36 protein-coding genes are annotated in these 25211 nt (G+C 44.5%); 4 read left to right on the top strand and 32 right to left on the bottom strand.

From position 1 onward, the window contains the following. Positions 1 to 81 precede the first annotated feature (81 nt). The 21 genes from AB1K91_RS19110 to metG all read right to left on the bottom strand — a co-directional run bounded on the left by AB1K91_RS19110 (position 82) and on the right by metG (position 15776). Complete coding sequence (locus tag AB1K91_RS19110; protein ID WP_413092185.1) at positions 82 to 309, bottom strand: anti-sigma-F factor Fin; 228 nt, start codon at positions 307 to 309, stop codon at positions 82 to 84. An 87-nt stretch (positions 310 to 396) separates the two neighbouring features. Beyond that, positions 397 to 957, bottom strand: coding sequence for an aminoacyl-tRNA hydrolase (gene pth / locus AB1K91_RS19105; protein WP_413092184.1), 561 nt, complete (start codon positions 955 to 957; stop codon positions 397 to 399). Positions 958 to 1339: 382 nt separating this feature from the next. Beyond that, the gene (locus AB1K91_RS19100; RefSeq protein WP_413092182.1) at positions 1340 to 2116 is read right to left on the bottom strand and encodes an ABC transporter permease; all 777 of its coding nucleotides are present in this window, start codon (positions 2114 to 2116) and stop codon (positions 1340 to 1342) included. Then, positions 2113 to 3000, bottom strand: coding sequence for an ABC transporter ATP-binding protein (locus AB1K91_RS19095; RefSeq protein WP_413092180.1), 888 nt, complete (start codon positions 2998 to 3000; stop codon positions 2113 to 2115). The genes AB1K91_RS19100 and AB1K91_RS19095 overlap by 4 nt, the downstream gene beginning before the upstream one ends. Continuing rightward, positions 3001 to 3192, bottom strand: coding sequence for a PLDc N-terminal domain-containing protein (locus AB1K91_RS19090; protein ID WP_413092178.1), 192 nt, complete (start codon positions 3190 to 3192; stop codon positions 3001 to 3003). Between the two features lie 2 nt (positions 3193 to 3194). Further along, positions 3195 to 3389, bottom strand: coding sequence for a transcriptional regulator (locus AB1K91_RS19085; RefSeq protein WP_413092233.1), 195 nt, complete (start codon positions 3387 to 3389; stop codon positions 3195 to 3197). Further along, positions 3389 to 3697, bottom strand: coding sequence for a YxlC family protein (locus AB1K91_RS19080; RefSeq protein ID WP_413092176.1), 309 nt, complete (start codon positions 3695 to 3697; stop codon positions 3389 to 3391). The genes AB1K91_RS19085 and AB1K91_RS19080 overlap by 1 nt, the downstream gene beginning before the upstream one ends. Continuing rightward, the gene (gene sigY / locus AB1K91_RS19075; RefSeq protein ID WP_413092174.1) at positions 3636 to 4223 is read right to left on the bottom strand and encodes an RNA polymerase sigma factor SigY; all 588 of its coding nucleotides are present in this window, start codon (positions 4221 to 4223) and stop codon (positions 3636 to 3638) included. Before sigY ends, AB1K91_RS19080 begins: the two co-directional genes overlap by 62 nt. Before the next feature lie 103 nt (positions 4224 to 4326). Then, positions 4327 to 4965, bottom strand: a complete 639-nt coding sequence (locus AB1K91_RS19070; protein ID WP_413092172.1) for a 50S ribosomal protein L25/general stress protein Ctc — start codon at positions 4963 to 4965, stop codon at positions 4327 to 4329. A 73-nt stretch (positions 4966 to 5038) separates the two neighbouring features. Then, positions 5039 to 5986 carry a ribose-phosphate diphosphokinase gene (locus AB1K91_RS19065; protein ID WP_413092170.1) on the bottom strand — a complete coding sequence of 316 codons (948 nt, stop codon included), beginning with the start codon at positions 5984 to 5986 and terminating at the stop codon, positions 5039 to 5041. Between the two features lie 19 nt (positions 5987 to 6005). After that, positions 6006 to 7367 (bottom strand): bifunctional UDP-N-acetylglucosamine diphosphorylase/glucosamine-1-phosphate N-acetyltransferase GlmU, encoded by a 1362-nt coding sequence (gene glmU / locus AB1K91_RS19060; protein ID WP_413092168.1) that lies wholly within the window; start codon positions 7365 to 7367, stop codon positions 6006 to 6008. Between the two features lie 212 nt (positions 7368 to 7579). Then, the gene (gene spoVG, locus AB1K91_RS19055) at positions 7580 to 7876 is read right to left on the bottom strand and encodes a septation regulator SpoVG (RefSeq protein ID WP_411216461.1); all 297 of its coding nucleotides are present in this window, start codon (positions 7874 to 7876) and stop codon (positions 7580 to 7582) included. A 120-nt stretch (positions 7877 to 7996) separates the two neighbouring features. After that, entirely contained in the window at positions 7997 to 8809 is an 813-nt protein-coding gene (gene purR, locus AB1K91_RS19050; RefSeq protein WP_413092166.1) for a pur operon repressor, read from the bottom strand. A gap of 54 nt (positions 8810 to 8863) precedes the next feature. Further along, a complete protein-coding gene (gene ispE, locus AB1K91_RS19045; RefSeq protein WP_413092165.1) occupies positions 8864 to 9733 on the bottom strand; it encodes a 4-(cytidine 5'-diphospho)-2-C-methyl-D-erythritol kinase in 870 nt (289 codons plus the stop codon). 115 nt (positions 9734 to 9848) lie between these two features. Then, entirely contained in the window at positions 9849 to 10025 is a 177-nt protein-coding gene (locus AB1K91_RS19040; protein ID WP_038562461.1) for a small, acid-soluble spore protein, alpha/beta type, read from the bottom strand. A 133-nt stretch (positions 10026 to 10158) separates the two neighbouring features. Beyond that, positions 10159 to 10419: a biofilm formation stimulator Veg gene (gene veg, locus AB1K91_RS19035; protein WP_038562465.1), complete on the bottom strand. Its 261-nt coding sequence runs from the start codon at positions 10417 to 10419 to the stop codon at positions 10159 to 10161. A gap of 183 nt (positions 10420 to 10602) precedes the next feature. Then, a complete protein-coding gene (gene yabG, locus AB1K91_RS19030; RefSeq protein WP_413092231.1) occupies positions 10603 to 11481 on the bottom strand; it encodes a sporulation peptidase YabG in 879 nt (292 codons plus the stop codon). 60 nt (positions 11482 to 11541) lie between these two features. Beyond that, positions 11542 to 12417, bottom strand: a complete 876-nt coding sequence (rsmA, locus tag AB1K91_RS19025) for a 16S rRNA (adenine(1518)-N(6)/adenine(1519)-N(6))-dimethyltransferase RsmA (protein WP_413092162.1) — start codon at positions 12415 to 12417, stop codon at positions 11542 to 11544. Further along, positions 12407 to 12970: a ribonuclease M5 gene (gene rnmV / locus AB1K91_RS19020; RefSeq protein ID WP_413092160.1), complete on the bottom strand. Its 564-nt coding sequence runs from the start codon at positions 12968 to 12970 to the stop codon at positions 12407 to 12409. Before rnmV ends, rsmA begins: the two co-directional genes overlap by 11 nt. Positions 12971 to 12980: 10 nt before the next feature. Then, on the bottom strand, positions 12981 to 13751 hold the full coding sequence (locus AB1K91_RS19015; RefSeq protein ID WP_413092158.1) for a TatD family hydrolase: 771 nt from the start codon (positions 13749 to 13751) through the stop codon (positions 12981 to 12983). Between the two features lie 66 nt (positions 13752 to 13817). Further along, positions 13818 to 15776, bottom strand: coding sequence for a methionine--tRNA ligase (gene metG / locus AB1K91_RS19010; RefSeq protein ID WP_413092156.1), 1959 nt, complete (start codon positions 15774 to 15776; stop codon positions 13818 to 13820). A 460-nt stretch (positions 15777 to 16236) separates the two neighbouring features. On the opposite strand from metG, the gene abrB reads away from it, so the two are divergent. Further along, positions 16237 to 16515, top strand: a complete 279-nt coding sequence (abrB, locus tag AB1K91_RS19005; RefSeq protein ID WP_038562480.1) for a transition state genes transcriptional regulator AbrB — start codon at positions 16237 to 16239, stop codon at positions 16513 to 16515. A 37-nt stretch (positions 16516 to 16552) separates the two neighbouring features. Here abrB and rsmI read toward each other — a convergent pair whose 3' ends face one another. From rsmI to AB1K91_RS18950, 11 genes are all read right to left on the bottom strand, one after another. After that, the gene (gene rsmI / locus AB1K91_RS19000; protein WP_413092154.1) at positions 16553 to 17428 is read right to left on the bottom strand and encodes a 16S rRNA (cytidine(1402)-2'-O)-methyltransferase; all 876 of its coding nucleotides are present in this window, start codon (positions 17426 to 17428) and stop codon (positions 16553 to 16555) included. Then, positions 17406 to 17690, bottom strand: coding sequence for a GIY-YIG nuclease family protein (locus AB1K91_RS18995; RefSeq protein WP_413092152.1), 285 nt, complete (start codon positions 17688 to 17690; stop codon positions 17406 to 17408). The genes rsmI and AB1K91_RS18995 overlap by 23 nt, the downstream gene beginning before the upstream one ends. Continuing rightward, positions 17677 to 18420, bottom strand: a complete 744-nt coding sequence (locus AB1K91_RS18990; protein ID WP_413092229.1) for a tRNA1(Val) (adenine(37)-N6)-methyltransferase — start codon at positions 18418 to 18420, stop codon at positions 17677 to 17679. The genes AB1K91_RS18995 and AB1K91_RS18990 overlap by 14 nt, the downstream gene beginning before the upstream one ends. 72 nt (positions 18421 to 18492) lie before the next feature. Further along, positions 18493 to 18843, bottom strand: coding sequence for a DNA replication initiation control protein YabA (gene yabA, locus AB1K91_RS18985; protein ID WP_413092150.1), 351 nt, complete (start codon positions 18841 to 18843; stop codon positions 18493 to 18495). Between the two features lie 15 nt (positions 18844 to 18858). Further along, positions 18859 to 19683, bottom strand: a complete 825-nt coding sequence (locus AB1K91_RS18980; protein WP_093728712.1) for a PSP1 domain-containing protein — start codon at positions 19681 to 19683, stop codon at positions 18859 to 18861. A gap of 8 nt (positions 19684 to 19691) precedes the next feature. Next, positions 19692 to 20678 carry a DNA polymerase III subunit delta' gene (gene holB, locus AB1K91_RS18975; protein WP_413092148.1) on the bottom strand — a complete coding sequence of 329 codons (987 nt, stop codon included), beginning with the start codon at positions 20676 to 20678 and terminating at the stop codon, positions 19692 to 19694. A 24-nt stretch (positions 20679 to 20702) separates the two neighbouring features. Continuing rightward, a complete protein-coding gene (locus tag AB1K91_RS18970) occupies positions 20703 to 21140 on the bottom strand; it encodes a YaaR family protein (protein ID WP_413092146.1) in 438 nt (145 codons plus the stop codon). An 18-nt stretch (positions 21141 to 21158) separates the two neighbouring features. After that, the gene (locus AB1K91_RS18965; RefSeq protein ID WP_093728709.1) at positions 21159 to 21488 is read right to left on the bottom strand and encodes a cyclic di-AMP receptor DarA; all 330 of its coding nucleotides are present in this window, start codon (positions 21486 to 21488) and stop codon (positions 21159 to 21161) included. A 27-nt stretch (positions 21489 to 21515) separates the two neighbouring features. Next, a complete protein-coding gene (gene tmk / locus AB1K91_RS18960; RefSeq protein ID WP_413092144.1) occupies positions 21516 to 22154 on the bottom strand; it encodes a dTMP kinase in 639 nt (212 codons plus the stop codon). A 2-nt stretch (positions 22155 to 22156) separates the two neighbouring features. Continuing rightward, positions 22157 to 23578: an aminotransferase class I/II-fold pyridoxal phosphate-dependent enzyme gene (locus tag AB1K91_RS18955; protein WP_413092142.1), complete on the bottom strand. Its 1422-nt coding sequence runs from the start codon at positions 23576 to 23578 to the stop codon at positions 22157 to 22159. Between the two features lie 71 nt (positions 23579 to 23649). After that, positions 23650 to 23832: a sigma factor G inhibitor Gin gene (locus AB1K91_RS18950; RefSeq protein WP_413092140.1), complete on the bottom strand. Its 183-nt coding sequence runs from the start codon at positions 23830 to 23832 to the stop codon at positions 23650 to 23652. Positions 23833 to 24145: 313 nt separating this feature from the next. On the opposite strand from AB1K91_RS18950, the gene AB1K91_RS18945 reads away from it, so the two are divergent. Genes AB1K91_RS18945 through AB1K91_RS18935 form a run of 3 tightly spaced genes read left to right on the top strand, consistent with a single transcriptional unit; the run spans position 24146 to position 25096 of the window. Continuing rightward, positions 24146 to 24706, top strand: a complete 561-nt coding sequence (locus tag AB1K91_RS18945; RefSeq protein WP_413092139.1) for a sigma-70 family RNA polymerase sigma factor — start codon at positions 24146 to 24148, stop codon at positions 24704 to 24706. Continuing rightward, on the top strand, positions 24703 to 24855 hold the full coding sequence (locus tag AB1K91_RS18940; protein WP_413092137.1) for a YvrJ family protein: 153 nt from the start codon (positions 24703 to 24705) through the stop codon (positions 24853 to 24855). Before AB1K91_RS18945 ends, AB1K91_RS18940 begins: the two co-directional genes overlap by 4 nt. 1 nt (position 24856) lies before the next feature. Beyond that, on the top strand, positions 24857 to 25096 hold the full coding sequence (locus tag AB1K91_RS18935; RefSeq protein ID WP_413092135.1) for a helix-turn-helix domain-containing protein: 240 nt from the start codon (positions 24857 to 24859) through the stop codon (positions 25094 to 25096). Positions 25097 to 25211: the final 115 nt, after the last annotated feature.

The raw sequence follows: 25211 nt of genomic DNA, 5'->3' as shown, positions 1-25211 counted from the left end.
TTCTGCTAGTACATGTCATAAGCAAAAAATGCCTTGGTTGACGCACCAAAGCTTTTTATGACAATATTATTTAGCTATACGTTATTGCATGAAATGATCCAGCTCGTGATAATGCGGGTACTGCTGCAGTGCATTTTCACATTCCTCACATGCCACCTGACAGACAATATGACCCGAATCGATCTGCACCATTTCCTGATAGTCCGCTGCGGATAACCGATCCCACCCGAGCGCTTTGATATCCACCTTATATTCATCAAGTTCTGCCAACTTTGTTTTGCAATGCCGACAACGATATACGATAGCCATGATCACGCCTCCGGGACTTGAATTTGACTCTGTCAAAGTCTGCCCGAAAGCGCTCGGATTCATACACATCCAGTTGCAATCCATGAATCAGCGATTAAAATCATTCATGACATGCAGGAATGGTTCCTTCAACCAGGTTTCACAAGCATCTGCCGCCTTTTTTACACTATCGACGATGTCCGGCAGCTCTTCCTGATGGAAGCGCTGCAGGACATAGTCCACTACAGGCTGCTGATTGACCGGACGACCGATTCCAAGACGGATACGCTTGAATTCCTTCGTCCCCAGATGTGCAATCAAGGACCTGATACCATTATGGCCGCCATGACCGCCTTTTTCCCGCAGCCGGATTCTTCCTGCCGGTAAATCCAGATCATCATAGATGACAACCAGATCTTCCAATTCCACATTATAATAATCCATCAGCGGACGGACTGCTTCTCCCGAAAGATTCATAAATGTCGTTGGCTTAACCAAAATCACCTTTTCCCCATTTATCAAACCTGTCGCATATACACTATTGAACTTTTTATTAGTTAATGGCAAATTGTGCCGATGCACCAATTCATCAATCCCGATGAATCCAATATTATGCCTTGTCTGATCAAATTTCTGACCCGGATTCCCAAGTCCGACAATCATTTTCATATTCATAAACGCCCTTTACTCATAGTCCATTCCCAAAAAATCATACCCTAATACAAGACAAAAAATCAAGAAAAGCGGAAGAAACCGGTTAGAAACGGAGGAGTAAGTGAGAAAGCCCGGAGTGGGAGCTTTACCCACGCAGGGATTTATCGCTAACGACGCAGTTTCTGGTTTCTGGAGCTAGACAACACTGAAAAGCGGAAGAAACCGGTTAGAAACGGTGGAGTAGTCTCTAACCCAACTCTTTATCCTTCTCCGGCCGGAAAGAAAAATCCTTCCTCCCCGCACAAAAAGCACATCAAGGATGCTGCCTTTCTCATCCTCGACATGCTTTGCCTTTAGATTATGATATCCTTTGCGCATCAATAATAACCCTACTTCATCAAAACTTAACACTCTTTTCAAATTGTTTTACCATACCTAAAAGTAACAGTGTAATACATGCAAAAGTAGTGCCTAATATTATTCCCCCATCCATATTCGCTCTGTCTGTTTCTAGGATTTCCGTTGCCAAGACAAGGAGATTGGATGGCAGATATGCAGCTATGTCAGGTAAAACAGAGGACATAATGCCGATACTCGCCAATATTAGAATAGATATGCCTGCGACTCCTCCACTACGGCGAAGAAATGTACCAATGAATAATGTGACTGTGATAACCAGTACGATCCACAGACAATAAATCAGAAAGCTTTTCCATACGAGAGTAAATGATACCTTAGAAAATAATGTGTTTGTATAATACCAAGCTGCCCCATAGGATAAACTGAATGCACTTAGATGAAGGAGGACCAGCATCGTCCACTTACTAAAGATGTAGGAGGCCGTTTTCAAAGGTCTGGAGAAAAGCTGCATCAGAGAGCCATTATTCCGCTCCTGTACAATTACATTCATACAAGCAAGCACAATGATTGCTGTGCCGATTGTATGCAATTGAGATAATGTACTTGCCATAACTTCCTCACCGCTCGGGATTGGTAATTCGATTACTGCCCCTGGGGGGAGTCCATTTGAGTTCTCCAAAATAGTTGGCATAAAGTATAGACTGATCGGTTGTAGAAGTGTCACTAACAGTATGACTGCAGGCAGCCAAATCAACTTCTTTTCTCTCCAAGCTTCCATCCACTCTTTATGAAACAAGGCGTTGAATTCCTTCAACTTTCCATCACCTCGATATAATGGTCTTCCAAGGTCCTTTCTTCAACCCCAAAGAATCGGACTCCTATGTTCCGTTGGATACAGTTATTCAGCAATGTATTTGGCATAACATCATGCCGTAAAGTTCCGATGATCTTTTTTGATTCATGTAAATAAATAGCATCAAAAAGCTCCGGCAACCCCTCGATTTGCAGCGGATCTGATGTTTCCAGACGGTAACACTCTTTCAACCGATTACCTTTCCAATCATCTATACTTTCATAAGAAATGCTTTGACCTGACTTCATGATTAGTGCATTGTCACATACTTGTTCTGCATCGTGCAATACATGTGTCGAAAATAGGATGGCCATCTCTTTTTTTACATCTTCCATGATGTTCATAACATCTATCCTTCCAGCTGGATCCAATGCAGATACAGGTTCATCCAGTAAAAGAATTCTTGGTTCATGCAATATTGCCTGCGCTAAGCCGAGACGTTGTTTCATTCCTCCAGAGAAGCTGCCTATTTTCTGCTTGCGGGCTTCCAATAACCCTGTCTTCCCTAATACACGTACGCTTTGTTCTTTTATATTTTGTTTTGTCATGCCAGATAGTGTCCCTGCCATCATGAGATATTCTTGAGGGTACATCCAATCGAAAAAAGTGGGATGCTGAGGCAGAAAGCCAATCTGACTTTTACTTAGTTCTTTGCTATTACTCATGACAACCCCAGCATCGGGTTTAATCAATCCTGCCAACATGTGCAAAGTTGTTGTCTTACCTGCTCCATTCGGACCCAGGAGTGCCAGGCATTCATTCCCCGCAAGCTGAATATTCAAGTCTTTCACCGCGACATGCCTTCCATACCGCTTCGTCAAACCCCGCGCTTTTAGGATTGCCACTTATATCTCCCTCCTTTTTCCGATAACAAAAAACAATATCGGCCCGATGATGCTGATACAAAAAATGATCACTACCCAGAGCCATCTTGGCCCCAGCGTATGTTCTGCCCGTACACAACCGACCAAGGCTGTACCCAACAAAATCAACTGGATGACTACGATGGGCAGTAGCAATGTCAAATAACTCTCCAACCTCAGTACCTCCTCTTGTCTCTTCGAATGATGAATAGATAGTAACAAAGCAGCGGCATCGGAAACTGAATCAATCCGACAATCCCCCAGGCCCATGCATATGTCTCCCTTTTTCTAGCATCCACGTATAACCAGATACCTTGTGCAAGCAATACAGGGATCACGAAAAGAGTGATGATCAGTTCGTTCGTTGTCATCAAGTCATCCTTCCTTTGCTTTTCTCAACTAGCACTATGGCAACCACAGCAACAATGGCTAACAGCTGCATCACATAAAACACCCAAAGCATGTGAACAGCCAAGACTATATAGACAGATAATAGTACACACGCAAGAACAATAAACCAATGCAGTTCCTTACGTAATTTTTCCCGATAACGCTTCTCACCGGAATTTATCTGCTGCATCATTTCCACGGCATCCGGAACATCCATATGGACTTTCTCATCCATTTCTCTCCACGTTTCGTTCATTTTTTTCACCAGGTCGTCTTGTTTCCGTTTCATCTTGCCACTCCTTCCTTAATTTCTTCAGCGCATAATGGATACGCGATTTTACTGTGCCTTTCCTCAACTGTGTCATATTACTGATTTCCTCTATCGAATAGCCATAATAATGACGAAGCAGTATTAACGTTCTGGTCTCCGTCGACAATGATGCAAATAAATGCAAATGCAATGACCAATCCATTTTGCCTTGTCCTAGTTCCCATTTCATCTTTCGTATTTCATTTTCAGTCAACTTCTGGTGCCTTTCTCTATCTCTTTTCCTCTTTCGCTGTTCGTCTATGTATAGACGGGTTGCGATTGATAGCAGCCATGTAGAGAATTTTGATTCATAGCGAAATTTGTGGAGATTCATATATGCCCGAATCATAGTTTCTTGCAATAAGTCTTCCGTCATTTCTTTGTTCATTGTAAGTTTAAATAGATATCGATATAAAAACGGATAATATTGCTGGAATAACTGCCCGAATGCTGATTTATCTTGTTTGGCTTTTTCTATCGATGCTGCTTCTGTTGATTCCCCCATCTCCCTCCCCCTTCCTTCCCTGACTATACGACGAACAATATATAAGAAAAGTTCAAACGAAATAAAAAAAAGCTGCGCCCTTCGGGCACAGCTTTTACGTCATTCATTCATCTTCTTTATCGTTCTTGGATCCTTCTTCGATTGCTTCCACATCATCCGCATCACCAGTAGTTGTATCATCTGTCTCTATTTCTGCAGTTGGTGCAGTAACAGTAGCGATTGTTGTTTCAGCATCGGTCAGGATCTCGTAAGCACCGTCTGTTGGTAAATCACCAACGCTGATGCTGTCACCGACTTCCAGTTTGGAGACATCGACGGAAATCTGATCCGGGATGTCATTCGGTTTTGCACTGATTTCCAAGTCGTATAATGGCTGCTGAAGAACGCCGCCTTCCTTGGATCCCGGGGCTTCACCTACAAGCTGAATCGGCACTTCGACATTACGCGCTTCTGACATATTGACTATGTAGAAGTCCGCATGCACAAGGCTTCCTTTCAAAGGATCGGTTTGGTAATCATGCAGCATGACATCTACTGCGTTACCTTTGATATCCAGTGAAATAATAGCGTTTTTCCCTTCATCACGTACAGTTTTCAGCAAATCAACACTATCTACTGCGACACTGACAGGCTCTTTGCCATTGCCATACACGACTGCCGGGACGATACCTTCCTCACGCAATTCTTTAATATAAGATTTGGTATTGTTATCTCGTTTGTCTGCTTTAAGTTTTACTGCCATCGTAATCACCCTCCATAGTTTTTACGCATCTACAGGTAATGATTCCCTTACGACTTCAGTGCTAAACATAGAATCAATCAAACAGGATACTAACGGATTGCTGTTCGTGGATACGAACGATTGCTTCACCGAACAATGGCGCTATAGAAAGCTGTGTGATGTTGTCGATTTGTTTCTCTTTAGGAAGAGGAATTGAGTTTGTAACGACAAGCTCTTTAATTTGTGAATTTTGGATTCGCTCGATTGCCGGACCGGATAATACCGGGTGGGAACATGCTGCATATACTGCCGTTGCGCCTTTTTCAATTAACGCATTGGCAGCTAGCGTCAATGTTCCAGCTGTATCAATGATATCATCGATGATGATCGCTGTTTTGCCTTTGATTTCTCCGATGATGTTCATCACTTCGGCCACGTTAGGACGCGGGCGGCGTTTATCGATGATAGCGATTGGCGCTTTCAAACGATCTGCCATACGGCGTGCACGGACTACGCCGCCGTGGTCAGGAGATACTACCACAATATCTTCCAGGTTCTTTTTCTCGAAGTAATCGGATAGGATTGGTACACCTACCAAATGGTCGATTGGAATATCGAAGAAACCTTGAATCTGCGGTGCATGCAAGTCCAATGTCAGAACGCGTGTTGCTCCGGCAGTTTGCAGGATATCAGCAATCAGTTTGCTTGTGATTGGCTCACGAGCACGGGCTTTACGATCCTGACGTGCATAACCGTAGTAAGGCATGATGATATTGATTGTCTTAGCTGAAGCGCGCTTCAATGCATCGATCATGATGAGCAGTTCCATCATATGCTGATTGACAGGCGCACAAGTGGACTGGACAACATAAACGTCACAGCCGCGAATACTTTCTTCAATATTGATCTGGATTTCGCCATCGCTAAAGTGGGAGACAGTGATTTTACCTAGTTCTACGCCAATATGGTCTGCAATTGACTTAGCTAACTCCGGATTGGAATTCAAAGAAAAAACTTTTAACGATGGATCATTATAAGGCATGTCGAGTAACCCTCCAAAATTATTTATTCTTAAAATAAGAATCTTTGTTTTCTTGTCTTGCTCTGGCAATCGATAAAGCGTCTGCTGGGACATCTTTCGTTATGGTTGAGCCTGCCGCCACCAAAGCACCTTTGCCGACGGTCACTGGCGCAATCAAATTCGTATTGCAACCGATAAAAGCATTATCCTCTATTTTGGTCAGATGTTTATTCTTTCCGTCATAGTTCACTGTTATTGTACCACAACCGATATTGACATCTTTACCTACTTCAGCATCGCCGATATAGCTTAAATGCGAAACTTTGCTTCCATCAGCGATGACTGCTTTCTTCACTTCGACGAAGTTCCCGATCTTCACCTTATCTCCAAGCTGTGCCTGCGGACGAATGTGAGCGAACGGTCCAACATTGACATCATTTCCAATTTCGCTGTCATGTGCTACACTTTGCTTCACAACAGAACGACTGCCGATGGTGACATCCTTTACTTCCGAGTTCGGCCCAATGACAGCATCTTCTTTGATCTCCGTCTTACCAAGGATCATCGAGTTCGGCAAGATGGTGACATCCGGCTCGATTACGGCATCTGTGCTGATATAAGTTGAGTCTGGATCGATAATCGTAACGCCATTACGCATATGATGTTCATTGATACGGCGTTTCATGATGCGTTCCGCTTGCGAAAGCGCCACGCGATCGTTCACACCCATCGTTTCATCGAAGTCTGACGTTTGGTAAGCAGTCACTAGCTTATTATCTTTCTTCAAAAGCTCCAGCACATCAGGAAGATAATACTCGCCCTGGGCATTATCATTCGAAACATTATGCAATGCTTGGAACAATAGTTTGTTATCAAAGCAGTATGTACCCGTGTTGATTTCATCAACCAGAAGCTCTTCGGCATTGGCATCCTTATGCTCGACGATGCGAAGAACTTCTCCAGCATCACTGCGGATGACCCGGCCATAACCTGCAGGATCTAGAGCTTTTGCAGTCAGCACTGTGGCGCTTGCTCCCTGCTGTTCATGATGATCGAGCAAGGCTTGGATGGTATCGCCTGTAATCAGTGGTGTATCTCCGCTTAATACGACTGTCACACCTTCTTTGTCTTTCAGGAATGTTTCAGCCTGTAGGACTGCATGTCCAGTTCCGAGCTGTTCTTCTTGAAGAGCGTACTCACTTGCATCTCCAAGCTGAGCTTTCACGTCTTCTGCCCCATGCCCGACAATTGTAATCAATTTATCTAATTGTAAAGAATTTAACTGGTCAGTAACATGCTGTACCATAGGTTTACCCATGACAGGATGCAGCACTTTGTACAGCTTCGATTTCATCCTGGTGCCTTTGCCGGCAGCAAGGATGACTGCATATCGGTTTGACATGCCAACCCTCCATTCTTTTATCCTCTGTAAATATATCTTAAAATAATTGTCATTTCAACAGGAGCCAGGCTTGATTTCAGGTAATTCGAGATAAATTTGCTTGTATTCAACCGGGTTTAATGCATAAAAATAACAGCCATTCCATATGTTAGAACAGCTGTTAATTACACCTTTATGAAAGATGACGCCATTGCCATCTATTAAACACCATATCAAGAAGCGCCAGCGGCTTCCTCATACTCCACTTCTATTTCTTCTCCTACACGGTGATATTCCTGCAATACAGCATCCTGAATCTTACTCCGGGTACCGGAATTGATCGGATGTGCTACATCCCGGAATTCACCATCTGGTGTCCGTTTGGAAGGCATAGCGACAAATAAGCCATTATTTCCTTCGATGACACGAATATCGTGTACCACAAACTCTTGATCCATTGTAATAGAAGCGATAGCACGCATTCTTCCCTCGGTATTAACGCGGCGTAATCTTACGTCAGTTACTTCCATTATGCTTCACCACCCTTACCTTATTTAGAACTTATTACCAGTAATTCTACATAAAGCTGGAAAACCCTGCTCAAAATATAACTTTTTTTAAAAATTTATAGAAAGGGTGGGAAAGCTCTGTCAGTTGAAATAATTGCCCTTTTGTACCTCGATCCGCTGGTTGCGTACATCAACATTCTGAATCTTGATCAATGATGTGTAATCCTCGACGACACGTTCTTCTTCTTCATCTTCTGCTTCGGCCAATACGCCGATTGCCGTGACATTTGCATTGAATTCCTGCAAAAGACTCTTCATTCCATTGATCGTTCCGCCTGCTTTCATGAAATCGTCCACAATGCAGACATTGGCTTGATCCGGGATGCTGCGTTTGGATAATACCATTGTCTGTATTTTTCTGGAAGACCCAGAAACATAATTCACGCTGACTGTCGATCCCTCTGTCACTTTCGGATCACGTCTGACAATGACAACCGGCACATTCAAATAAGCAGCGGCTGCATAAGCAATTGGAATACCTTTAGTTGCAACTGTGACTACTACATCGATTTCCCGATCGTGAAATGCCGTTGCAAATAGACGGCCAATCTTATCTACCGTTGCCGGTTCACCAAGTATATCGCTCATGAATAGGTATCCCCCTGGCAATAGTCTGTCGGAATCCGCCAGTTTGCTGCATAGCTCCTCGATAAAAGCAGCACTATTTTCCTTCGAGTAAACGGGAATATAGCGTACTCCGCCTGCAGCACCTGAAACAGATTGTAAATACCCGATACCTTCATGCTGGAACATATCATTTATAATCGACAAATCCTCACTGACGGAGGATTTGGCAGCAGCGTACGTTGTCGAGAAATATGGCAAAGACACCAATTGCTGCGGATGAGTCATCAGATAATTCGTCATCGCAACCAAACGTTCACTTCTTTTCATCTCTACACCTCAAAACCGAATGTTATTGTTAGATAATAACATTCTCGTACGGTTTTAATCAAGCTCCGTCCGTCCTCCTAGCATCCGTACAACATATACATGTTCACAGAAGCCCCTAAGGCTGTTATAGATCCGATAAGCTCGGCTTTCCTGCGATACAAGGGAAAAGACTGTCGGTCCGCTTCCGCTCATAAGCACCGCGTCCGCACCAGCTTCGACCATCTGCTGCTTGATTTGCTTCACTTCCGGACAAAGTTTCAGCGTGACGGGTTCCAATACATTGTCGACTTTGTCACAGATCGATTGAAAATCGCCTTGCTCAATAGCATTTACCATTCCCTGTGTATCAGGGTGCTGGATAGTATCGATCTTTAATTGCTGATAAATTGTTTGCGTGGATACCCCGATGCCCGGATTCGCCAATACAACCCAGCATGCCGGTGGGGCTGGGAGTTCCTTGATTTTTTCTCCGCGTCCAGTTGATAATGCTGTCGAACCATATACACAGAATGATACATCAGATCCGATCTTGGCTCCGAGCTCCGCCAGCGTATCCAAGGATAGCTGCAAGTCCCACAACGTATTCAGACCACGCAAGACCGCTGCTGCATCACTGCTTCCTCCAGCAAGACCCGCTGCAACCGGTATCTGCTTATCTATGTATATCTTGACACCTTTGTCGATATTATATGTATCTTTTATCAGTTGCGCCGCACGGTAGGCAAGATTACGCTCATCGTTCGGTACAAAACGATTGTCCGATTCGATCTCGATCTTGTTCTCCTGTAACACGATTAACTCTATCCGGTCTGCCAGGTCGATCGTTGTCATCACCATCTCTACCTCATGATAGCCATCCGGGCGTTTATACAGTACGTCCAACGAAAGATTGATCTTAGCTGGCGCCTTTTCGAGCAAATGCATGTCATGTCACCTACTTTAGTTGAATTTCTTCAAAATTGTATCATAAAAAGGAGGTACAGGCTATTCTGCCTACAAGAAGGAACCCTCCTCTTTATAAAAAGAGAAGGGTCCTGACTTATTGCTTATCGCGCATCGACTGTTCGGCCATGGCAATGGCATACTTGACCATGTTCCCGGCATCACGGGAACGAATGCCGCCCCAGCCTTCCTTCTGTACAGTGTCGTAAAATCCAAGCTCCTTTGCAATTTCCTCTTTCAGTGCATCAGACATGATTCCTCTTCTTCTGCCCAAAGAAAACAGCTCCCTTCTGAGATTGTACGACATTTTTATTCTCTGTTCCGAATGGTTTTGCTATGCCTGTCAGATGTTTGTAAAAAAGGCAAAACAAAAAGCAGGGGAGCATTCCCCTGCTTTCCTTCAAGCATTATTTTGCAATTTCGTTCAAATCATCCGTATCAAAATCCAATTCGACTGTTTCGGTTAAGACATCTGCATAGCTATAGGAGACACGCTCAAACGCATTCTCATCTTGATCGAGTTCTACGATGAATACAGCTGGATACGTTTCCGCAAGTACTCCGCAACGTTCGATGGTTTTCTTTCTCCCACCATTAGCTTTCAATTTTAAACGTTTACCAATTTGTCCTTCCAGACCCTGCTTAATTTCCACTAATGTTTTAGCCACTGCACTCCACCTCACTGATCTAATCATAGCATATTTTAGGTATAGAGTCAAATAAAACTTTTTATTATAACAGCATACCAATTTTGATGTCAATGAAAAGATTAAATGTTTCTTATTTCACTTTATTCTTTCAAATCCATACAAAATTATGCATCAGTGGCAGAATTACGATAAAACAGGAGGCTAGACACTTTCATCTTCTTCATCTGGATCTACAAAAGGCAACCCTGTCCGGAGCAGTCCACGCGTTTCAATCCCGCCAAGTCCGCGTTCACCAGTCAGCGTATTTCGGAGTGCATCCCATACTCGCACTTTTTCCATAAATGGGGTAAATGCGATTTTAGCAACAATATAAACAGGGTCCAAGGCATGAATATTTATCCTGCTCGGAGAACTGGCAAAATTTGCGCCCGCTCGAATCAAGGATTCAAAATGAGACTGGCACGCACCGGCAAATATGATCAATTGGTCCAGATGCGGATGAATCCGCCGTGCCTCCCTCACCGTTTCGACAAAATACTGCGAGTTCCGGTAAGCACGGATATCGGATTTGTCTCCTTTGCTTTTTTGGAAAGCATCGTGTCCTGTGACGACAATAATATCTGGTTGTATCTTCTCCAGAAGGGTAACAATTTGAAGTGGCATTTCTTTCTCTTGCAAATGGACACCATGCACTTGGATTCCAAAGCGTTGATAAAAATCAATGCATTTTTTTAAATATGTCTTATCTCCATCGACGTGGAGTACCTTTGCAGGAATTTGGAAGTAATTCGGGCTATGCTGATAGCCTGAGGTTGATTCATAATCCCGCTTATCCTTCATCAGCAGGTAATCCTGGCGAAAGAGGCGGTAGGAGTAGTCTTCTTTATCCTGCCATGTCTTTTTGCGTTTCGTTATTTCACGTGTTCCAGCCTTCACTAAGTCATCCTGGGGAGCATCAGCGATAAGACGCATATCCTCACCATGCAGGATGACTTTATGGCTCGTGAAGCTGGAGACACGGAACAATAAATCATGCTGATATGATTTTCTAGTGACGATATCACCAATCGCCAAATCCATTCCGTTCACCTCACCCACCAAAGCTTTCTTCTACAGCGTATGATGGTTGGGCAAAAAGGTTCAGCCTCTGGCTGTAAAGGTATTCGCCAAGGAAGCGAATTCCGCCATCGTAAGTGACTCTCCTCGTCTTGTTCCATCGATTCCGGCGGCGCTCAAGATATCCTCCAGCTCTTCCTTTGAAAAACGAGAGGCAAACTGTCTGTTCAGATTGTTACGCAACGTTTTCCGACGCTGTCCGAAAGATGCCTGAATTAAGTCAAAGAAGAATTTTTCATCTTCAACATGGACTGGCGGTTCCTTGCGCAGCTCAAGATGAAGGACAGCAGAATCCACATTCGGCTGCGGCATGAAGGCTGTTTTCGGCACTGTCATTACGACTGCGGCTTCTGTATAATACTGAATAGCCAGCGATAAGGAACCATAGCTTTTCGTGTTTGGTGCAGCTGCCATGCGGTCTGCCACTTCTTTTTGGATCATGACCGTAATGCTGGAAATCGGCAAGTTCCTTGTAAGCAGATTCATCAATATCGGTGTTGTAATATAATAAGGCAGATTTGCAACGATTTTTATTTTTTGTTCCCCGAAATATTGCTGCAGCTCTCGCTGCACGTCTGCTTTCAGGATATCTTCATTCACTACTTTTACATTGTCATAAGGAGACAGCGTATCTTCCAGGATTGGCAACAAACGCTGATCTATCTCAAAAGCCAAGACTTTATCCGCTGCAATGGCGAGCTGCTCAGTGAGTGCCCCCATCCCGGGTCCGATTTCAATCGCACCCACATCTTCCGTCACTCCTGCGTGATGGATGATATTCCGCAGGATATTTGTATCAATCAGGAAATTTTGCCCGAGGCTTTTCTTGAAGGAGAAATCATATTTCTTAAGCAGCTCCTTCGTCCTTGTCGGGGTGGCAATATGCCGTTCATTCGTCATTGTCTTCCTCCTGTATAATTTGCTGCATCGTTTCGACAAACAACTGCTCCGGTATGCGGAACATAGCAAGTCGTTTGAGAAGCTGCTTGCCATTTGTATGGCCGATTGCCAGTCTTTCTCCAAGCTTTTCCCGCCGACGTTTCGCTCTTGGTCCGCCAAGGAGACCGTATGCGATGACTGCTTCCCTGGAGATTTCCGGTTCGTACATCTCGCTCATCTCATACACTTGCTCCAAAGCTGTCCGAATCGATTCAGCTGAAGCGTGCTCAATACCGATACCTTTGTTATTACGTGCACGCGCTTTGTCTTTTGACAGGAATGCATGCTTGCATCCGGGTACTGCCTGGGAGACAATATGCCGTATACGCTCACCCGGATAATCAGGATCAGTAAATATGATGACACCGCGCTTTGCTTGTGCGTGTCTGATTTGATCAATGATACCATCATGGATGGCAGATCCATTCGTCTCGATTGTGTCCGCTTGGATTGCCTGGTTTATCTTAGCCGTATCGTCTTTACCTTCAACGACAATCACTTCTTTAATCTGCACGTTATACCCTCTATGATTTTATTTTATATAGTCTTTCTGCATTTCGCATTGTCAGCTCTGCCAATTCCTCGTATCCGATCCCGCGAAGCTCTGCAATTTGCTCAGCCACTAGCTTCACATAAGCAGGTTCATTGCGTTTGCCGCGGTTTGGATGAGGTGCCAGATACGGACAATCTGTTTCAATCAGCAGCCGATCAGCTGGTACCATTTTCGCTACTTCCTTCGGCGCCTTGGCATTTTTAAAAGTGACAGGACCGCCAAGGGAAATATAGAAATTCATATCCAGAAACTCCTGTACTAGATCCGCTTCATCACTGTAGCAATGCATGATGCCTCCGACTTCAGCTGCATTTTCTTCTTTTAAAATCGGGATGATATCCTGTGTTGCTTCCCGATTGTGAATGATGATCGGCAGCTTGACGCGTTTAGCCAGCTGAATCTGCTGTCGTAATACATCTTTTTGGATATCCTTCGGTGATTTGTCCCAATGATAATCCAGTCCCATCTCCCCGATTGCCACGACTTTAGGGTGTGCCGCAAGCTCCTCGATTCGATCCAGGTCAGCATCGGTCATATCGATGGCATCAACAGGATGCCACCCAATTGCTGCATAGACGAAATCGTATTTCTCAGCAAGCTCGATTGCCGACGTGATCCCCTCGGCATCGCAGCCAATAACGACAAGACGGGATACGCCCGCATCCTTTGCCCGCTGCAGCATCTCTTTTCGGTCTTCAGCAAATTGCTCATCATTAATATGAGCATGTGTATCAAATAACATAGCAGATGTCCTTTCTATCTGTTAAAAAAGGAAAAACGCTTGCGTGCAAGCGTCTCCCCCTTTTCTTTATTTTACAATCGATCCGTTCGGCAAATCCTGTTCCACTGTTGCCAGTGCAAGTTTCCCATCCGCACTTTCACCGGAAAGAATCATCCCTTCGGACATCTCCCCGCGAAGTTTAACCGGCTTAAGATTCACCACACAAATCACTTTCTTGCCAACAAGATCTTCTGGTGCATAATGTTCTGCAATACCAGAGATAACCTGGCGCTTCTCTGTTCCTAAATCAAGCTGGATTTTCAATAGTTTATCTGCCTTCTTCACTTTATCAGCAGCGATCACTTCCGCAACCCGAAATTCCAGCTTCGCGAAATCCTCATATTGCACTTCCGGAAGCTTTGTAGTCTCCTGCTCTTCTTTCGGCTGTGCTTTTTTCTCCGGTTCTGGAACCTTCATCATATTCTTGATCGCTTCCACTTCCACTTTTGCATCAAGACGAGGGAAGATCGGGCCTTCCTTCTTCACTTGACGCCCTGCTTTCACCTCTGTTGCAAGAAGCGTATCCCAATCTTGGCTAGCTTCTTCTACACCAAGCTGCGCAAAGATCTTCGCTGGTGTTTCAACAAGGAATGGGCGAAGCAAAATAGCTACTTGGCGCAGCACTTCTGCAAGGTGAGCAAGCACGTTTCCTAAACGATCGCTTTGCGCTTCATCTTTTGCCAGCACCCAAGGCTTCGTTTCATCGATATATTTGTTTGCCCGGCTGACCAACTGCCAAATCTTCGCCAGAACAACGGAAAACTCCATGTTCTCCATTCCTTCTTCCACTTCCTCGACAGTTTGTTTTGCCATGTCCTCCAATGCCTGCTCGAATTCTGTCTCGCCAGCAACAAAGGCTGGCACGATACCTTCTTTATATTGGCTGATCATTGCTACTGTACGGTTCAGCAAGTTGCCCAGATCATTAGCCAAGTCAAAGTTTGTACGATCGACGAAGCCTTCTGGCGTGAACACGCCGTCTGCACCGAATGGTACTTCGCGAAGCAGGTAATAACGAAGCGGATCCAGACCATAGCGTTCTTTCAAATCAACCGGACTGACGACATTCCCTTTCGATTTACTCATCTTGCCGTCTTTCATCAAGATCCAGCCGTGTGCGAATACTTTCTTCGGCAGCGGCAGATCCAATGCCATCAGCATGATCGGCCAGTAAATCGTATGGAAACGAACAATCTCCTTACTCATCAAATGAACATCGGCCGGCCAATATTTTTGATAAAGACTGTCATCATCGGAGCCATATCCTAATGCTGTGATATAGTTGGAAAGCGCATCGATCCATACATAAATGACATGCTTCGGATTCTCAAGCACCTTTGGCCCCCATTCGAATGACGTACGGGAGACAGCCAAATCTTCCAGTCCAGGTTTGATGAAGTTGTTGATCATTTCATTTTTCCGGCTAACCGGCTGGATGAATTCAGGATTTTCCTCATAATATTTCAGCAGGCGATCAGCATATTTGCTCGTACGCAAGAAATAGGATTCCTCTTTCACACGATCAACTGGACCGCCGCAATCCGGGCATCTGCCATCATCCAGCTGTGTTTCCGTGAAGAAGGATTCACACGAAGTACAGTACCAGCCCTCGTATTCGTCCAAGTAAATATCATCCTGCTCCAATAGACGGGAAAATATTTTCTGAACAGTTTCCTTATGGCGAGGTTCAGTCGTGCGGATGAAATCGGTATTGGTAATCTCCAGCGTCTTCCACAGTGATTTAATATCTTTTACGATGTTGTCTACATATTCCTGCGGCGTCACACCTTGTTCTTCCGCTTTGCGCTGGATTTTCTGACCATGTTCATCCGTACCTGTCAAATACGCGACATCATATCCGCGCAGACGCTTATAACGAGCCATCGCATCACCAGCTACTGTCGTATAGGCGTGTCCGATGTGCAGCTTGCCACTCGGATAATAGATTGGCGTAGTAATATAAAATGTTTTATTCTCTTTCTGCATCTGCTAACCCTCCATTATAAAAAAGCTCACCAGCGTGAGCCGCTCGTATCGCTATTACACTTATTCTCTATTGTAGCGACTTTCAGTCATAAATTCCAATCCAGCAGAAATTTTTTCTTTCCATAGGCGACAAAAAAATGAGCAGATATACGTATTTCTATGGTAATAATCCGACACATGAGTTCGATGTGTCGAATAATGTCGAGCACTCGACAAAACTCCACTATCATCTTTCTATTTATTTATCACTATTTATCTTACTTATTTTACATATACAACCATTATAATGGTCTAAAAGACCCACAATATTCCCTTTCTTATGTTTTTCTTGCCAGCAAAATGCTGGAATTCAATTTTTTTGAATTGACACATATGTCAATCACTGGTACGATAGGCAGTAGTTAAATTGTCGAATAATGACGAATAAACATATATACTCACCCGAGAGGAGAAACAAAAAATGAAATCAACAGGTATTGTACGTAAAGTAGACGAATTGGGAAGAGTTGTTATCCCGATTGAATTGCGCCGGACACTAGGAATCAACGAAAAAGATGCTTTGGAAATCTACGTAGATGACGATCGCATCATCCTGAAAAAATACAAACCGAACATGACTTGCCACATCACTGGTGAGATTTCCGATGACAACTTGTCTTTGGCAAACGGTAAACTAGTTCTTAGCCGCGAAGGTGCAGAAGAGCTAATCAACGAAATCCAAACACGTCTGAACAAATAAAAGAAAACCGCTCCATTTTGGAGCGGTTTTCTTCTGTTTACTCAACATGGTAAGCCTGATACACATCCCGTTTAGGGAGTTGTCGATCCACAGAAACTTGCTTGATCGCTTGTTTTGAAGGTAGTTCCTGATTTTCTATATACCATTCGACATGTTCCTGTATGCTCATATCCTGCCAAAAGTCTTGCACCTCTTCCAGCTGTTCCGCTTCTGTAGCACCTTCCACGACAAGGCAGAACTCCCCTCTCACTGTCTCAGAGGCAGCCCAATCCAATGCTTCCTGCACTGTTCCTCGCAGAAATTCCTCATATCGTTTTGTCAGCTCCCTGCCTAGTGCAATCCTTCTATCACCGAAACTAACAAGCAAGGCAGATAGCGTCTCTTTCAAGCGATGCGGACTTTCATAGAAAATCAGTGTTGCTGCCACTTTTCGGAGCTTTTCCAATTCTCCGGTCAATTCCTTCTTCTTTCGTGGAAGGAATCCATAAAATTGATAAGCATCTGTCGAAAGTCCGGATCCGACCAATGCGACGAGTGCTGCATTTGCCCCTGGCAGAACAACGACCGGAAACTCAGCTTCAGCTGCTGCTTGGACCAACTCCTGGCCCGGATCGCTTATAGCCGGCATACCTGCGTCACTGACCAGGCCGATATCCTTTCCTTCTTCCAACAAATTGAGAAGCATTTGTTCTCGCGCTTTCCGATTATGCTCATGGTAACTGATAAGCGGTGTCGAAATTTCAAAATGGTTAAACAGTTTTTTCGTATTTCGTGTATCCTCTGCGGCAACAGTATGTACTTGTTTTAAAGTCTCCAGCGCCCTTATCGTAATATCCTGCAGGTTGCCTATAGGCGTCGGTATGATGAAAAGCGTGCCTTTTTCATGCTGATCAAAACTTTTCTGTGATTGCATACTGCTTTCCTCCTTCTTGGACGAGAGCCCACTTTCGATGTTTTGGCAGCTGTTTGATTCGGTATTCCTCACGAAGCGCCGCTTCCCGGGAATCAAACCCCCTTATATATACAAGGATAAAAGGACCTCTGCCCTTTGTGTATTTTGCTCCTTTACCTGCAGCATGCTGCCTCAAGCGCTTAGCCAGCGCGTTTGTATACCCTGTATATAAACTGCCATCCTTGCATTTCAGCATATAAACAAGATGCTTATTTGCTGCCATACAGGATTTCCTCTAATTCTGCCGTATATCCTCCGTCTTCTTTGTGAGAATAAAGCGGCGGCAGGATTTTCAAACCCGGACTTCCATTACGGACACCTTCAATCAGAAGGATGTTTGCTTCCTTCCCAGGTTTCGGATAAACAAGCCGCATCCGTTTCGGTTCGATTTTCTGCTCGCGCATGGAAGTGACGATATCCAGTAAACGATCCGGCCGATGCACGAGACTGACCTTTCCACCTGGTTTGACAAGTTTCCGGCAGGCCAGAACGACATCATCCAGTGTGCACATGATTTCATGACGGGCAATTGTCAAATGCTCGTTCAGGTTCTGCTCGCGTTTTCCTGGTGTCTTGAAGTAAGGGGGGTTACACGTAATTGCATCAAATGGACCATTCCCCAAGACAGCTGGCATTTCCTTCAGATCACCATGTATCATCTCCAACTGATCCTCCAACCCATTCAGTTCAACATTCCGCACTGCCATATCATAAAGGCGCTCCTGAATCTCGACGCCTGTCATCTTCGCTTTTGTCCTCCTGCTGAGCAGCAAAGGAATCACAGCGTTACCGGAGCATAAATCCAATACCCTCCCTCTTGAAAGAGGGATTGATGCAAAATCAGCCAAGAGAACTGCATCCAATGAGAAAGCAAATACAGTCGGGCTCTGGATAATGCGCATATTTTCTTCTGCAAGCAAGTAATCCAGCCGCTCATCGCCTTTTAGTTCCACCATATAGTTAATTCCCTTCTCGTTATTTACAAAAAAGGACCTTCCCTACTAAGTGTAAGAAAGGCCGTCACATCATTTATTCTTATTCAAGAACGTCAAACAGAACAAGCAATCTTCATTTCGTCTCGGACTGCCGAAGTGCACATTGCAGATATGGAATCCTTCTTCGTATAAACGAGCCAGGTTATCGTATCCTTCGCCAATCGGTGCTTCCTTGGACTGTGTTGCTTTGCCGCCAGCCTTCTGTTCCTGTTCAGCTTGTCCGTCAAGACGATTGCGCAGATGATGGTTTTCCACTGTCAGACGGTTATTCTCTTCCAACAGCTTTGCCACGTGGCCCTTCACATCACCCAATTGCTTATATAGCTGTCCGATTTGCTCTTCCATCTGTGTGACATGCTCTAATATTTCCTTCTTATTCACCGTCTCTCCACCCCATTATTCCATGGCTTGCGTTGAGATAACTCCTTCTTCGATCAGTTCATCTAAGGTGTACTCGATAACCCGTTCCTTTTCCGGCACTTCAATCTGAATCAACCGTTCCAAAATGTTCAAGCCAACTACCTTACCCGATCCGTAAGAAGTCCGAATCGCTTCACCTAAATCCGGTAGCTCACGTTTCGCCTCTTCATACTCATCATTTTCATACTTCAGACAGCACATCAGCCGTCCGCACAAACCAGAAATCTTCGCTGGATTCAACGATAGATTCTGATCCTTTGCCATCTTGATCGACACTGGCTCAAAATCTCCCAGGAAAGTGGAACAGCATAGCATTCTTCCGCAAGGACCAATACCACCAAGGAGTTTCGCTTCATCACGCACCCCTATCTGTCTTAGTTCAATCCTAGTCTTGAAGACTGCAGCCAGATCCTTCACCAGGTTCCTGAAATCGACACGGCCATCTGCCGTAAAGTAGAATATGACTTTATTCCGGTCAAAAGTATATTCGACATCAACCAGATTCATTTCAAGCTTATGTTCCCGGATCTTTTTCTCACAAATCTTATGTGCTTGCGCAGCATTCTCTGTATTTTCTGCTACGCTGAATTTATCTTTGTCTGTTGCGATACGAATTACCTTTTTCAGAGGGAGGACAACATCCTCTTCATCCACTTGCTTATCAGCAAGCACAACTCGTCCGAATTCAACGCCGCGAACAGTCTCTACAATAACATAATCGTCCAAAGCAACCGAAAGTGTGCCTGGATCGAAGTAATATATCTTACCCGCCTTTTTAAAGCGGACACCAATGACTTGCATCTACCCATTCACCTCTGCATCTGAAGTGTTAATTTCTCCATGACAAGTGCAGGATGGACATTCTGGTCTAATTGGCGTTTCGCTTCCATAACGGACTGCAGAGCATCTGTGGCCCGCTGCCTCGTCCAATGGCGAAGGCTGTTCTCAAGCCTGTCTTTCTCCTGTATATAGATAATGGAATCCGGCCTGTCAGCATAAAGATAGATAATGTCTTTAAACCACAATAATAGCAGATGTAACGCCAGCTGCTGCAGCTCGCGATCCTTCATCACAGGCATCCATTGACTATGGATAAACAAAAGCGCTTCATTAGGCCTGGTTTCCAGCACTTCTACTAATTGTACCACTAGTTTTCGCGCTTTAGCAAACCACTCTTGACTGGAAACTTCCATTGCTTCATCATAATTCTGCGTCAGCTGGGATAAAAGCCGTGCTGATGACTGCGGCAGGCCCTCCGAAACGAGTAGTTTCTCAAACTGTCCTTCATGCAGTGGCTGCAATGCTAGAATCTGACATCTGGATTGGATGGTCTGAAGCAGTGCCTGACTATTTTCCGTCAAAAGAATTGCTGTTGTATGGGCACCAGGCTCCTCGAGGAACTTGAGCAATCGGTTGGATGCATTGGCTGTCATCTTATCCGCATCTTCCATTACATATACTTTACGATCCGATTCCATCCCCGTATAGGAAAATTCTTTTTGCAGCTGGAGTATCTGATCATTTTTTATCGAGGCGCCATCCGGTACGATCCAATGGAGATCCGGATGGTTGCCCGAATCGATGCGGCGGCAATCCTTGCAGTCATTACAAGGCTCGGCACCATGACGATTTTTGCAAAAGATACTCTTGGCAAACAAGCGGCTCAATGCTGTTTTTCCGGTTCCGCGCGATCCTTGTAATATGTAGGCATGAGAAATACGGTCGCGTTTTAGGCTGTTGACGAGCATCTTGCTGACAACAGGCTGTTTAGTAGACATTTCAGCCCAATTCGACATAATGTTCTTCCTTTATCAGTTACTTCATGTGTAAAGATTGAAAAGGAGGCCTTTGATCTCTCCGATCAGACCGAGAACACCGATCTGCTGCTTTTCCTGATTCATCAAAATCTCAGTCAGCTCCATCAGCTTCTCATCGATCTGCCGCACAGTCGTAAGCTTCCTGGACCCATGCTGGTTCCAGGAATGCTCATGATGCAGCTCCATCCCATTGTCCTTCACATCTTCCATGAACTTCTTAATCTTCCGTTTATACAAAGCAAGCTCACGGAACGAACGTGTTCGTGCGAGTCGTTCCCCTTGCTTGGTGATGTCTGAGATCAGCTGCTGTAATTCCTGTCCTTGCAATTTCCGGCTTTGGGACTGCACCAGCTCTTGAAATCTTTTTGGCTCAGCTGATGCCTGTGTCGTGTTCTTACGTGAAGCATCCAGCTGAGCACGTATATCAGGGCCGATTTTCAACGGTATTGTCTCCTTTATTTAAAACTTGAAAAAGGAATCGACAGGCAGCACGAAAACAGTAGCTCCGCCAACCTCCACTTTGACCGGATTCGGGATATAGGAATCCGCATTGCCGCCCATAGGGGATATCGGTGCCACCATCTGATTACGCTGACTGCAATTGTCCTTGATGATATCTAGTACATCATCGACTTGATCATCCTCACACCCGACCATCAGCGTTGTGTTACCTGCTTTCAGGAAGCCGCCAGTCGTGGACAGCTTGGTCGTTTTGAAATTCTGGTCTCCTAGCGCATCTGTCAGCCTGTTGCTGTCTTTATCCTGAATGATTGCCAATACTAGTTTCATCTTATTTCCTCCTCCAAATCTTCTTCACTACTTTTCTTTACCTTGCAAAAAAGCCATGATCGCTTGCACAGCATGCTCTGCTACATCGGCAAGCGGTTTGGAAGCATCAAGTGTCACATAGCGGTCTTTGTATTGTTCCCGAAGAATCTGATACCCTTCATAGACACTTTCATGGAAGGATAACGCCTCCAAGTCCAATCGATTCTGTTCTCTACTTTTATTCTCCGAAATTCGTGCCAATCCTGCTTTTGGAGAAATATCAAAAAATAATGTCAAATCCGGCATGGTAGTTTCGACAGCGAATCGATTGATCTCCATCACTTCCTCCATCCCAAGACCGCGCGTATAACCCTGATAAGCCAAACTGCTATCCACAAAACGATCGCATAGTACAATCATTCCCTTTTTCAGCGCTGGCCACACCTTCTCCACCAGATGCTGTCTTCTGGCAGCTGCATAAAGCAGCGCCTCTGTACGGCCATCCATGCTTGTATTGGCTGGATTCAGAATCACTGCGCGAATCGCTTCAGCTATCTCGATCCCTCCTGGCTCACGGGTAGCAAGCACTTGATAGCCTTCTTTTTCCAATCGAGCTGTCAGAAGCGGTATAGCGGACGTTTTGCCTGCACCTTCTCCGCCTTCCAGCGTAATAAACAATCCCGTCAAAATCATTCTCCTTCTTTTAACCCTCGATAGGTGAACATCCCTTCTTCAATGCGTTCATTTTGAAAAGAGATGTTGTTATTCTTCCATAATTGTATCATTTCCACATGCTGTTTTGTAACGATTTCTCCTTTTGCCAATACTGGTATCCCTGGCGGGTAAGGAATGATCGCTTCTGCTGCAATACAGCCGACAGCATCGGACCACTTTGTGAAATACGGCAGCTGCTTCTCCATCTCTGCATAACTTATCTTCAGCTCCTGGATAGGTTCAGAAAAAAGATGAGCGGCATTCCGAGACTCCTGTTCGGTTGGTTTTTTCATCGCGCCCATGGCAATTTTAACGCGCTCGAATTCGTCTTCGGATAATGCTTCCAATCCATGAACAAGCAAAATATGCCGATTTGTAACTAATTCCGGGAAAATACCGGCAGATTCCAGCATACTCGCAATCTGTTTTGGCTGATACCCAGGTTGTACGCGCAAAACAATTTTCAGCCAATCGCCGTCTTGTCTTTCCACTTCCCATAAATCCGATGCAGCAAGCAGCTCCCGAAAAGCACCAACTGCTTTATACAAATGATCCATATCCGCAGGCGTACGGGTAGCCAAGTACTTCCTGGCTGTATCTAGGGAAGCCAGCAGTAAGTAAGATGGGCTGCTGGACTGCAGCATCCTCAAATAACGATCGATAGAGGAAATGGAAACGTACTCGCTATTCAAATGCAGATACGATGCCATCGTGAATGCAGGTGCCATTTTATGAGCTGATTGGACAATGACATCTGCTCCGGCCTCTAAGGCAGTCATAGGCAGTGTGTCTGCAGTCCGAAGATGAACCCCATGAGCCTCATCCACCAACACTGGTATATTATGCTTATGTGCTTCTTGCACTGCTTCCTTCAAATCAAAAACCGTACCGAAATAATCCGGATACGTCATTATAAGTGCTTTTGCCTCCGGGTATCTGGATATGGCTTCCTTCATTGTTTCCTGCGTGGGATGTGTATATCTCTCTTTATCATCATCATATACCGGCGCTAAAAAGACGGGTTTTGCTCCAGCAAACTCTAAACCATTCAATACCGATTTATGGCAGTTGCGCTGTACAAGCACTACATCATTCCTGTTAATGACTCCTAGTATCATCGCCAGGTTCCCGACCGTGCTCCCCCCGACCAGGAAACGCGTTTGCTGTGCTCCAAAATAAGACGCTGCTAACTGCTGCGCCTCTGCAATTACATCATCTGGGGCATGCAGGTCATCCAAACCCGGCAGCTCTGTCTGATCCAGCAACGCTGCATGCCGAAAGAACGAATCTTTTTCAAACAGCGTTCCATTTTTATGGCCTGGCACATGGAACGAGATTGGTTTTTTCTTAGCAAACTGCACCAATCTTGTATATAAAGGCGTATCTAACTGATTCATTTCGTTCTTCCTTTAGCTTTTTCCATTTATTATACGCATACATACAGAAAGAAAAAAGCCTTGTACAGGCTTTAGTGGAATGTCATTTGATTCAAGTTCCGAAGTTTTTTTACAAAATAATGATATTGCACTTCCTTCGGTTCTGTCTGGATGATCTTCTGCTCGCATTGTTTGCAGATAAAAAAACGATACAGATGTATCCCTTCTTGTTTCTCTTGATCACAAATTCCGCATAAACAGCCTTTGCTCATCATACTCCACCTCCGTTAGGTTAGTTTCTCCTAAACTAACGAACTTCATACCTGTCAATCTTGCATTCTAAGTTTATGTTCACCTTTCAAGGATGTTGTTTGTACGCTTTGTACGTATTGACGTTGTCAAAGGGGGGATTTCTTACCTTTTATAAACTATAGGTTGTAGGAGGAAACCCATCTATGATTCCTACAGCTGGCAGCCCAAATGGACGAGCAGGTTGGGACTGTCCCAAAAAGTCTTTTCAAAAAGGCTGATTTTTTTTACACTTAAACAGAACATATGTTCGTTTACTAGTTGAGAGGGGGAACATATATGTGCGGCAATGAAATGCCTAAGCATAACATAATTCATCCAAACACAGCTTTGATGCAAGGCTTCTTGAAAGAGGAACAGCACCGGTTGATATACGAACAAGCGACGCGTTATCCTTCTGCGGCTAATCTGCAAAAGCTTAATTCTGCTTTCCAGCAATTCTATACAGAAATACAGTTAACGAATTACCTTACGATGACTCTTAGCTATTATGCAAGAAATTACAGCAAACAAGCAGCAAAACTTTCAGGCAGGGAATTATCGATCCTGGATCAGCCAGCTAGCGAAGAACAGGAAACCACCAAAAAGGATATGCTTGTCGCAAGAGAAGATCAAACTGTATACAGATGGGAACAGGCAATACATGAACCTGCTCTCCTGATTGCTATTCAAGAACTGCCCATGAAGCAGAGAGATTATTTAGAGCTCCATTTCATTCACCAGCTCACCCATACCGAGATTGCCGAGAAATTTAATATATCGCAGCAAGCTGTTTCAAAATCGATTCAAGCCGCACTTAAGAAACTCCGTTCAGTTTTGTCGAAAGGAGATGCACCATGACAACAGAAACCATTATTTCCATGGTCGGTAATCTTGGATTCCCTATTGTAGTATCGTTTTATCTGCTTATACGTCTTGAACAAAACATCAAGCGCCTGGAACAAACACTCCAGGCGCTGATAGATCAGATCCAAAAAGGAGGAAACTGAATTGAACACATTGCTTGATCTTACAATCAGAGCAAAAGAAAACGATATAGCAGCGATGGAAGCTGTCCTTATCCGCTTTCAACCCAAGATTAAAAAATTAAGCAGCTCCGCTCCCCATGCCTGGAAAGAAGATATGGAACAAGAACTTTGTATCCAGCTAATCAAAGCAATCCACCGATTTGAGATCAAAGATGTGGAACCTCGGTGGAATTTCTCACATCGCCTTCATTCAGCCATATAAAAAATCCCTGATCCTTATATGGATCAGGGATTTTTTATATCTTGCCTGGCAGCGTCCTACTCTCGCAGGGGCGAACCCAACTACCATCGGCGCTGAAGAGCTTAACTGCTGTGTT

This window comes from Terribacillus jepli, from assembly GCF_047228925.1.
In the GTDB taxonomy this organism is placed as follows: Bacteria; Bacillota; Bacilli; order Bacillales; family Amphibacillaceae; genus Terribacillus.
Note: the sequence above shows the minus strand (reverse complement) of the source record. Positions and strands in the feature narration are given on the sequence as shown.

Bases quoted from the DNA above. Each gene is read 5' to 3' on its own strand.
- AB1K91_RS19110 (WP_413092185.1), bottom strand. From the start codon at position 309: ATGGCTATCGTATATCGTTGTCGGCATTGCAAAACAAAGTTGGCAGAA.
- spoVG (WP_411216461.1), bottom strand. From the start codon at position 7,876: ATGGAAGTAACTGACGTAAGATTACGCCGCGTTAATACCGAGGGAAGA.
- pth (WP_413092184.1), bottom strand. From the start codon at position 957: ATGAAAATGATTGTCGGACTTGGGAATCCGGGTCAGAAATTTGATCAG.
- rsmA (WP_413092162.1), bottom strand. From the start codon at position 12,417: ATGACGAATGAACGGCATATTGCCACCCCGACAAGGACGAAGGAGCTG.
- AB1K91_RS18995 (WP_413092152.1), bottom strand. From the start codon at position 17,690: ATGGCAGCAAATAAGCATCTTGTTTATATGCTGAAATGCAAGGATGGC.
- AB1K91_RS18980 (WP_093728712.1), bottom strand. From the start codon at position 19,683: ATGCAAGTCATTGGTGTCCGCTTTAAAAAGGCGGGTAAGATATATTAC.
- abrB (WP_038562480.1), top strand. From the start codon at position 16,237: ATGAAATCAACAGGTATTGTACGTAAAGTAGACGAATTGGGAAGAGTT.
- AB1K91_RS19065 (WP_413092170.1), bottom strand. From the start codon at position 5,986: ATGCCTTATAATGATCCATCGTTAAAAGTTTTTTCTTTGAATTCCAAT.
- purR (WP_413092166.1), bottom strand. From the start codon at position 8,809: ATGAAAAGAAGTGAACGTTTGGTTGCGATGACGAATTATCTGATGACT.
- AB1K91_RS18940 (WP_413092137.1), top strand. From the start codon at position 24,703: ATGACAACAGAAACCATTATTTCCATGGTCGGTAATCTTGGATTCCCT.
- holB (WP_413092148.1), bottom strand. From the start codon at position 20,678: ATGTCGAATTGGGCTGAAATGTCTACTAAACAGCCTGTTGTCAGCAAG.
- AB1K91_RS18950 (WP_413092140.1), bottom strand. From the start codon at position 23,832: ATGATGAGCAAAGGCTGTTTATGCGGAATTTGTGATCAAGAGAAACAA.
- AB1K91_RS19080 (WP_413092176.1), bottom strand. From the start codon at position 3,697: ATGAAACGGAAACAAGACGACCTGGTGAAAAAAATGAACGAAACGTGG.
- ispE (WP_413092165.1), bottom strand. From the start codon at position 9,733: ATGCATTTGCTCGAAAAGGCGCCAGCTAAGATCAATCTTTCGTTGGAC.
- AB1K91_RS18965 (WP_093728709.1), bottom strand. From the start codon at position 21,488: ATGAAACTAGTATTGGCAATCATTCAGGATAAAGACAGCAACAGGCTG.
- AB1K91_RS19070 (WP_413092172.1), bottom strand. From the start codon at position 4,965: ATGGCAGTAAAACTTAAAGCAGACAAACGAGATAACAATACCAAATCT.
- AB1K91_RS19085 (WP_413092233.1), bottom strand. From the start codon at position 3,389: ATGACAACGAACGAACTGATCATCACTCTTTTCGTGATCCCTGTATTG.
- glmU (WP_413092168.1), bottom strand. From the start codon at position 7,367: ATGTCAAACCGATATGCAGTCATCCTTGCTGCCGGCAAAGGCACCAGG.
- sigY (WP_413092174.1), bottom strand. From the start codon at position 4,223: ATGGGGGAATCAACAGAAGCAGCATCGATAGAAAAAGCCAAACAAGAT.
- metG (WP_413092156.1), bottom strand. From the start codon at position 15,776: ATGCAGAAAGAGAATAAAACATTTTATATTACTACGCCAATCTATTAT.
- AB1K91_RS18945 (WP_413092139.1), top strand. From the start codon at position 24,146: ATGTGCGGCAATGAAATGCCTAAGCATAACATAATTCATCCAAACACA.
- AB1K91_RS19015 (WP_413092158.1), bottom strand. From the start codon at position 13,751: ATGTTATTTGATACACATGCTCATATTAATGATGAGCAATTTGCTGAA.
- yabG (WP_413092231.1), bottom strand. From the start codon at position 11,481: ATGGATTTGGCGATTGGTGATATCGTCACTAGAAAATCATATCAGCAT.
- AB1K91_RS18955 (WP_413092142.1), bottom strand. From the start codon at position 23,578: ATGAATCAGTTAGATACGCCTTTATATACAAGATTGGTGCAGTTTGCT.
- rsmI (WP_413092154.1), bottom strand. From the start codon at position 17,428: ATGCAATCACAGAAAAGTTTTGATCAGCATGAAAAAGGCACGCTTTTC.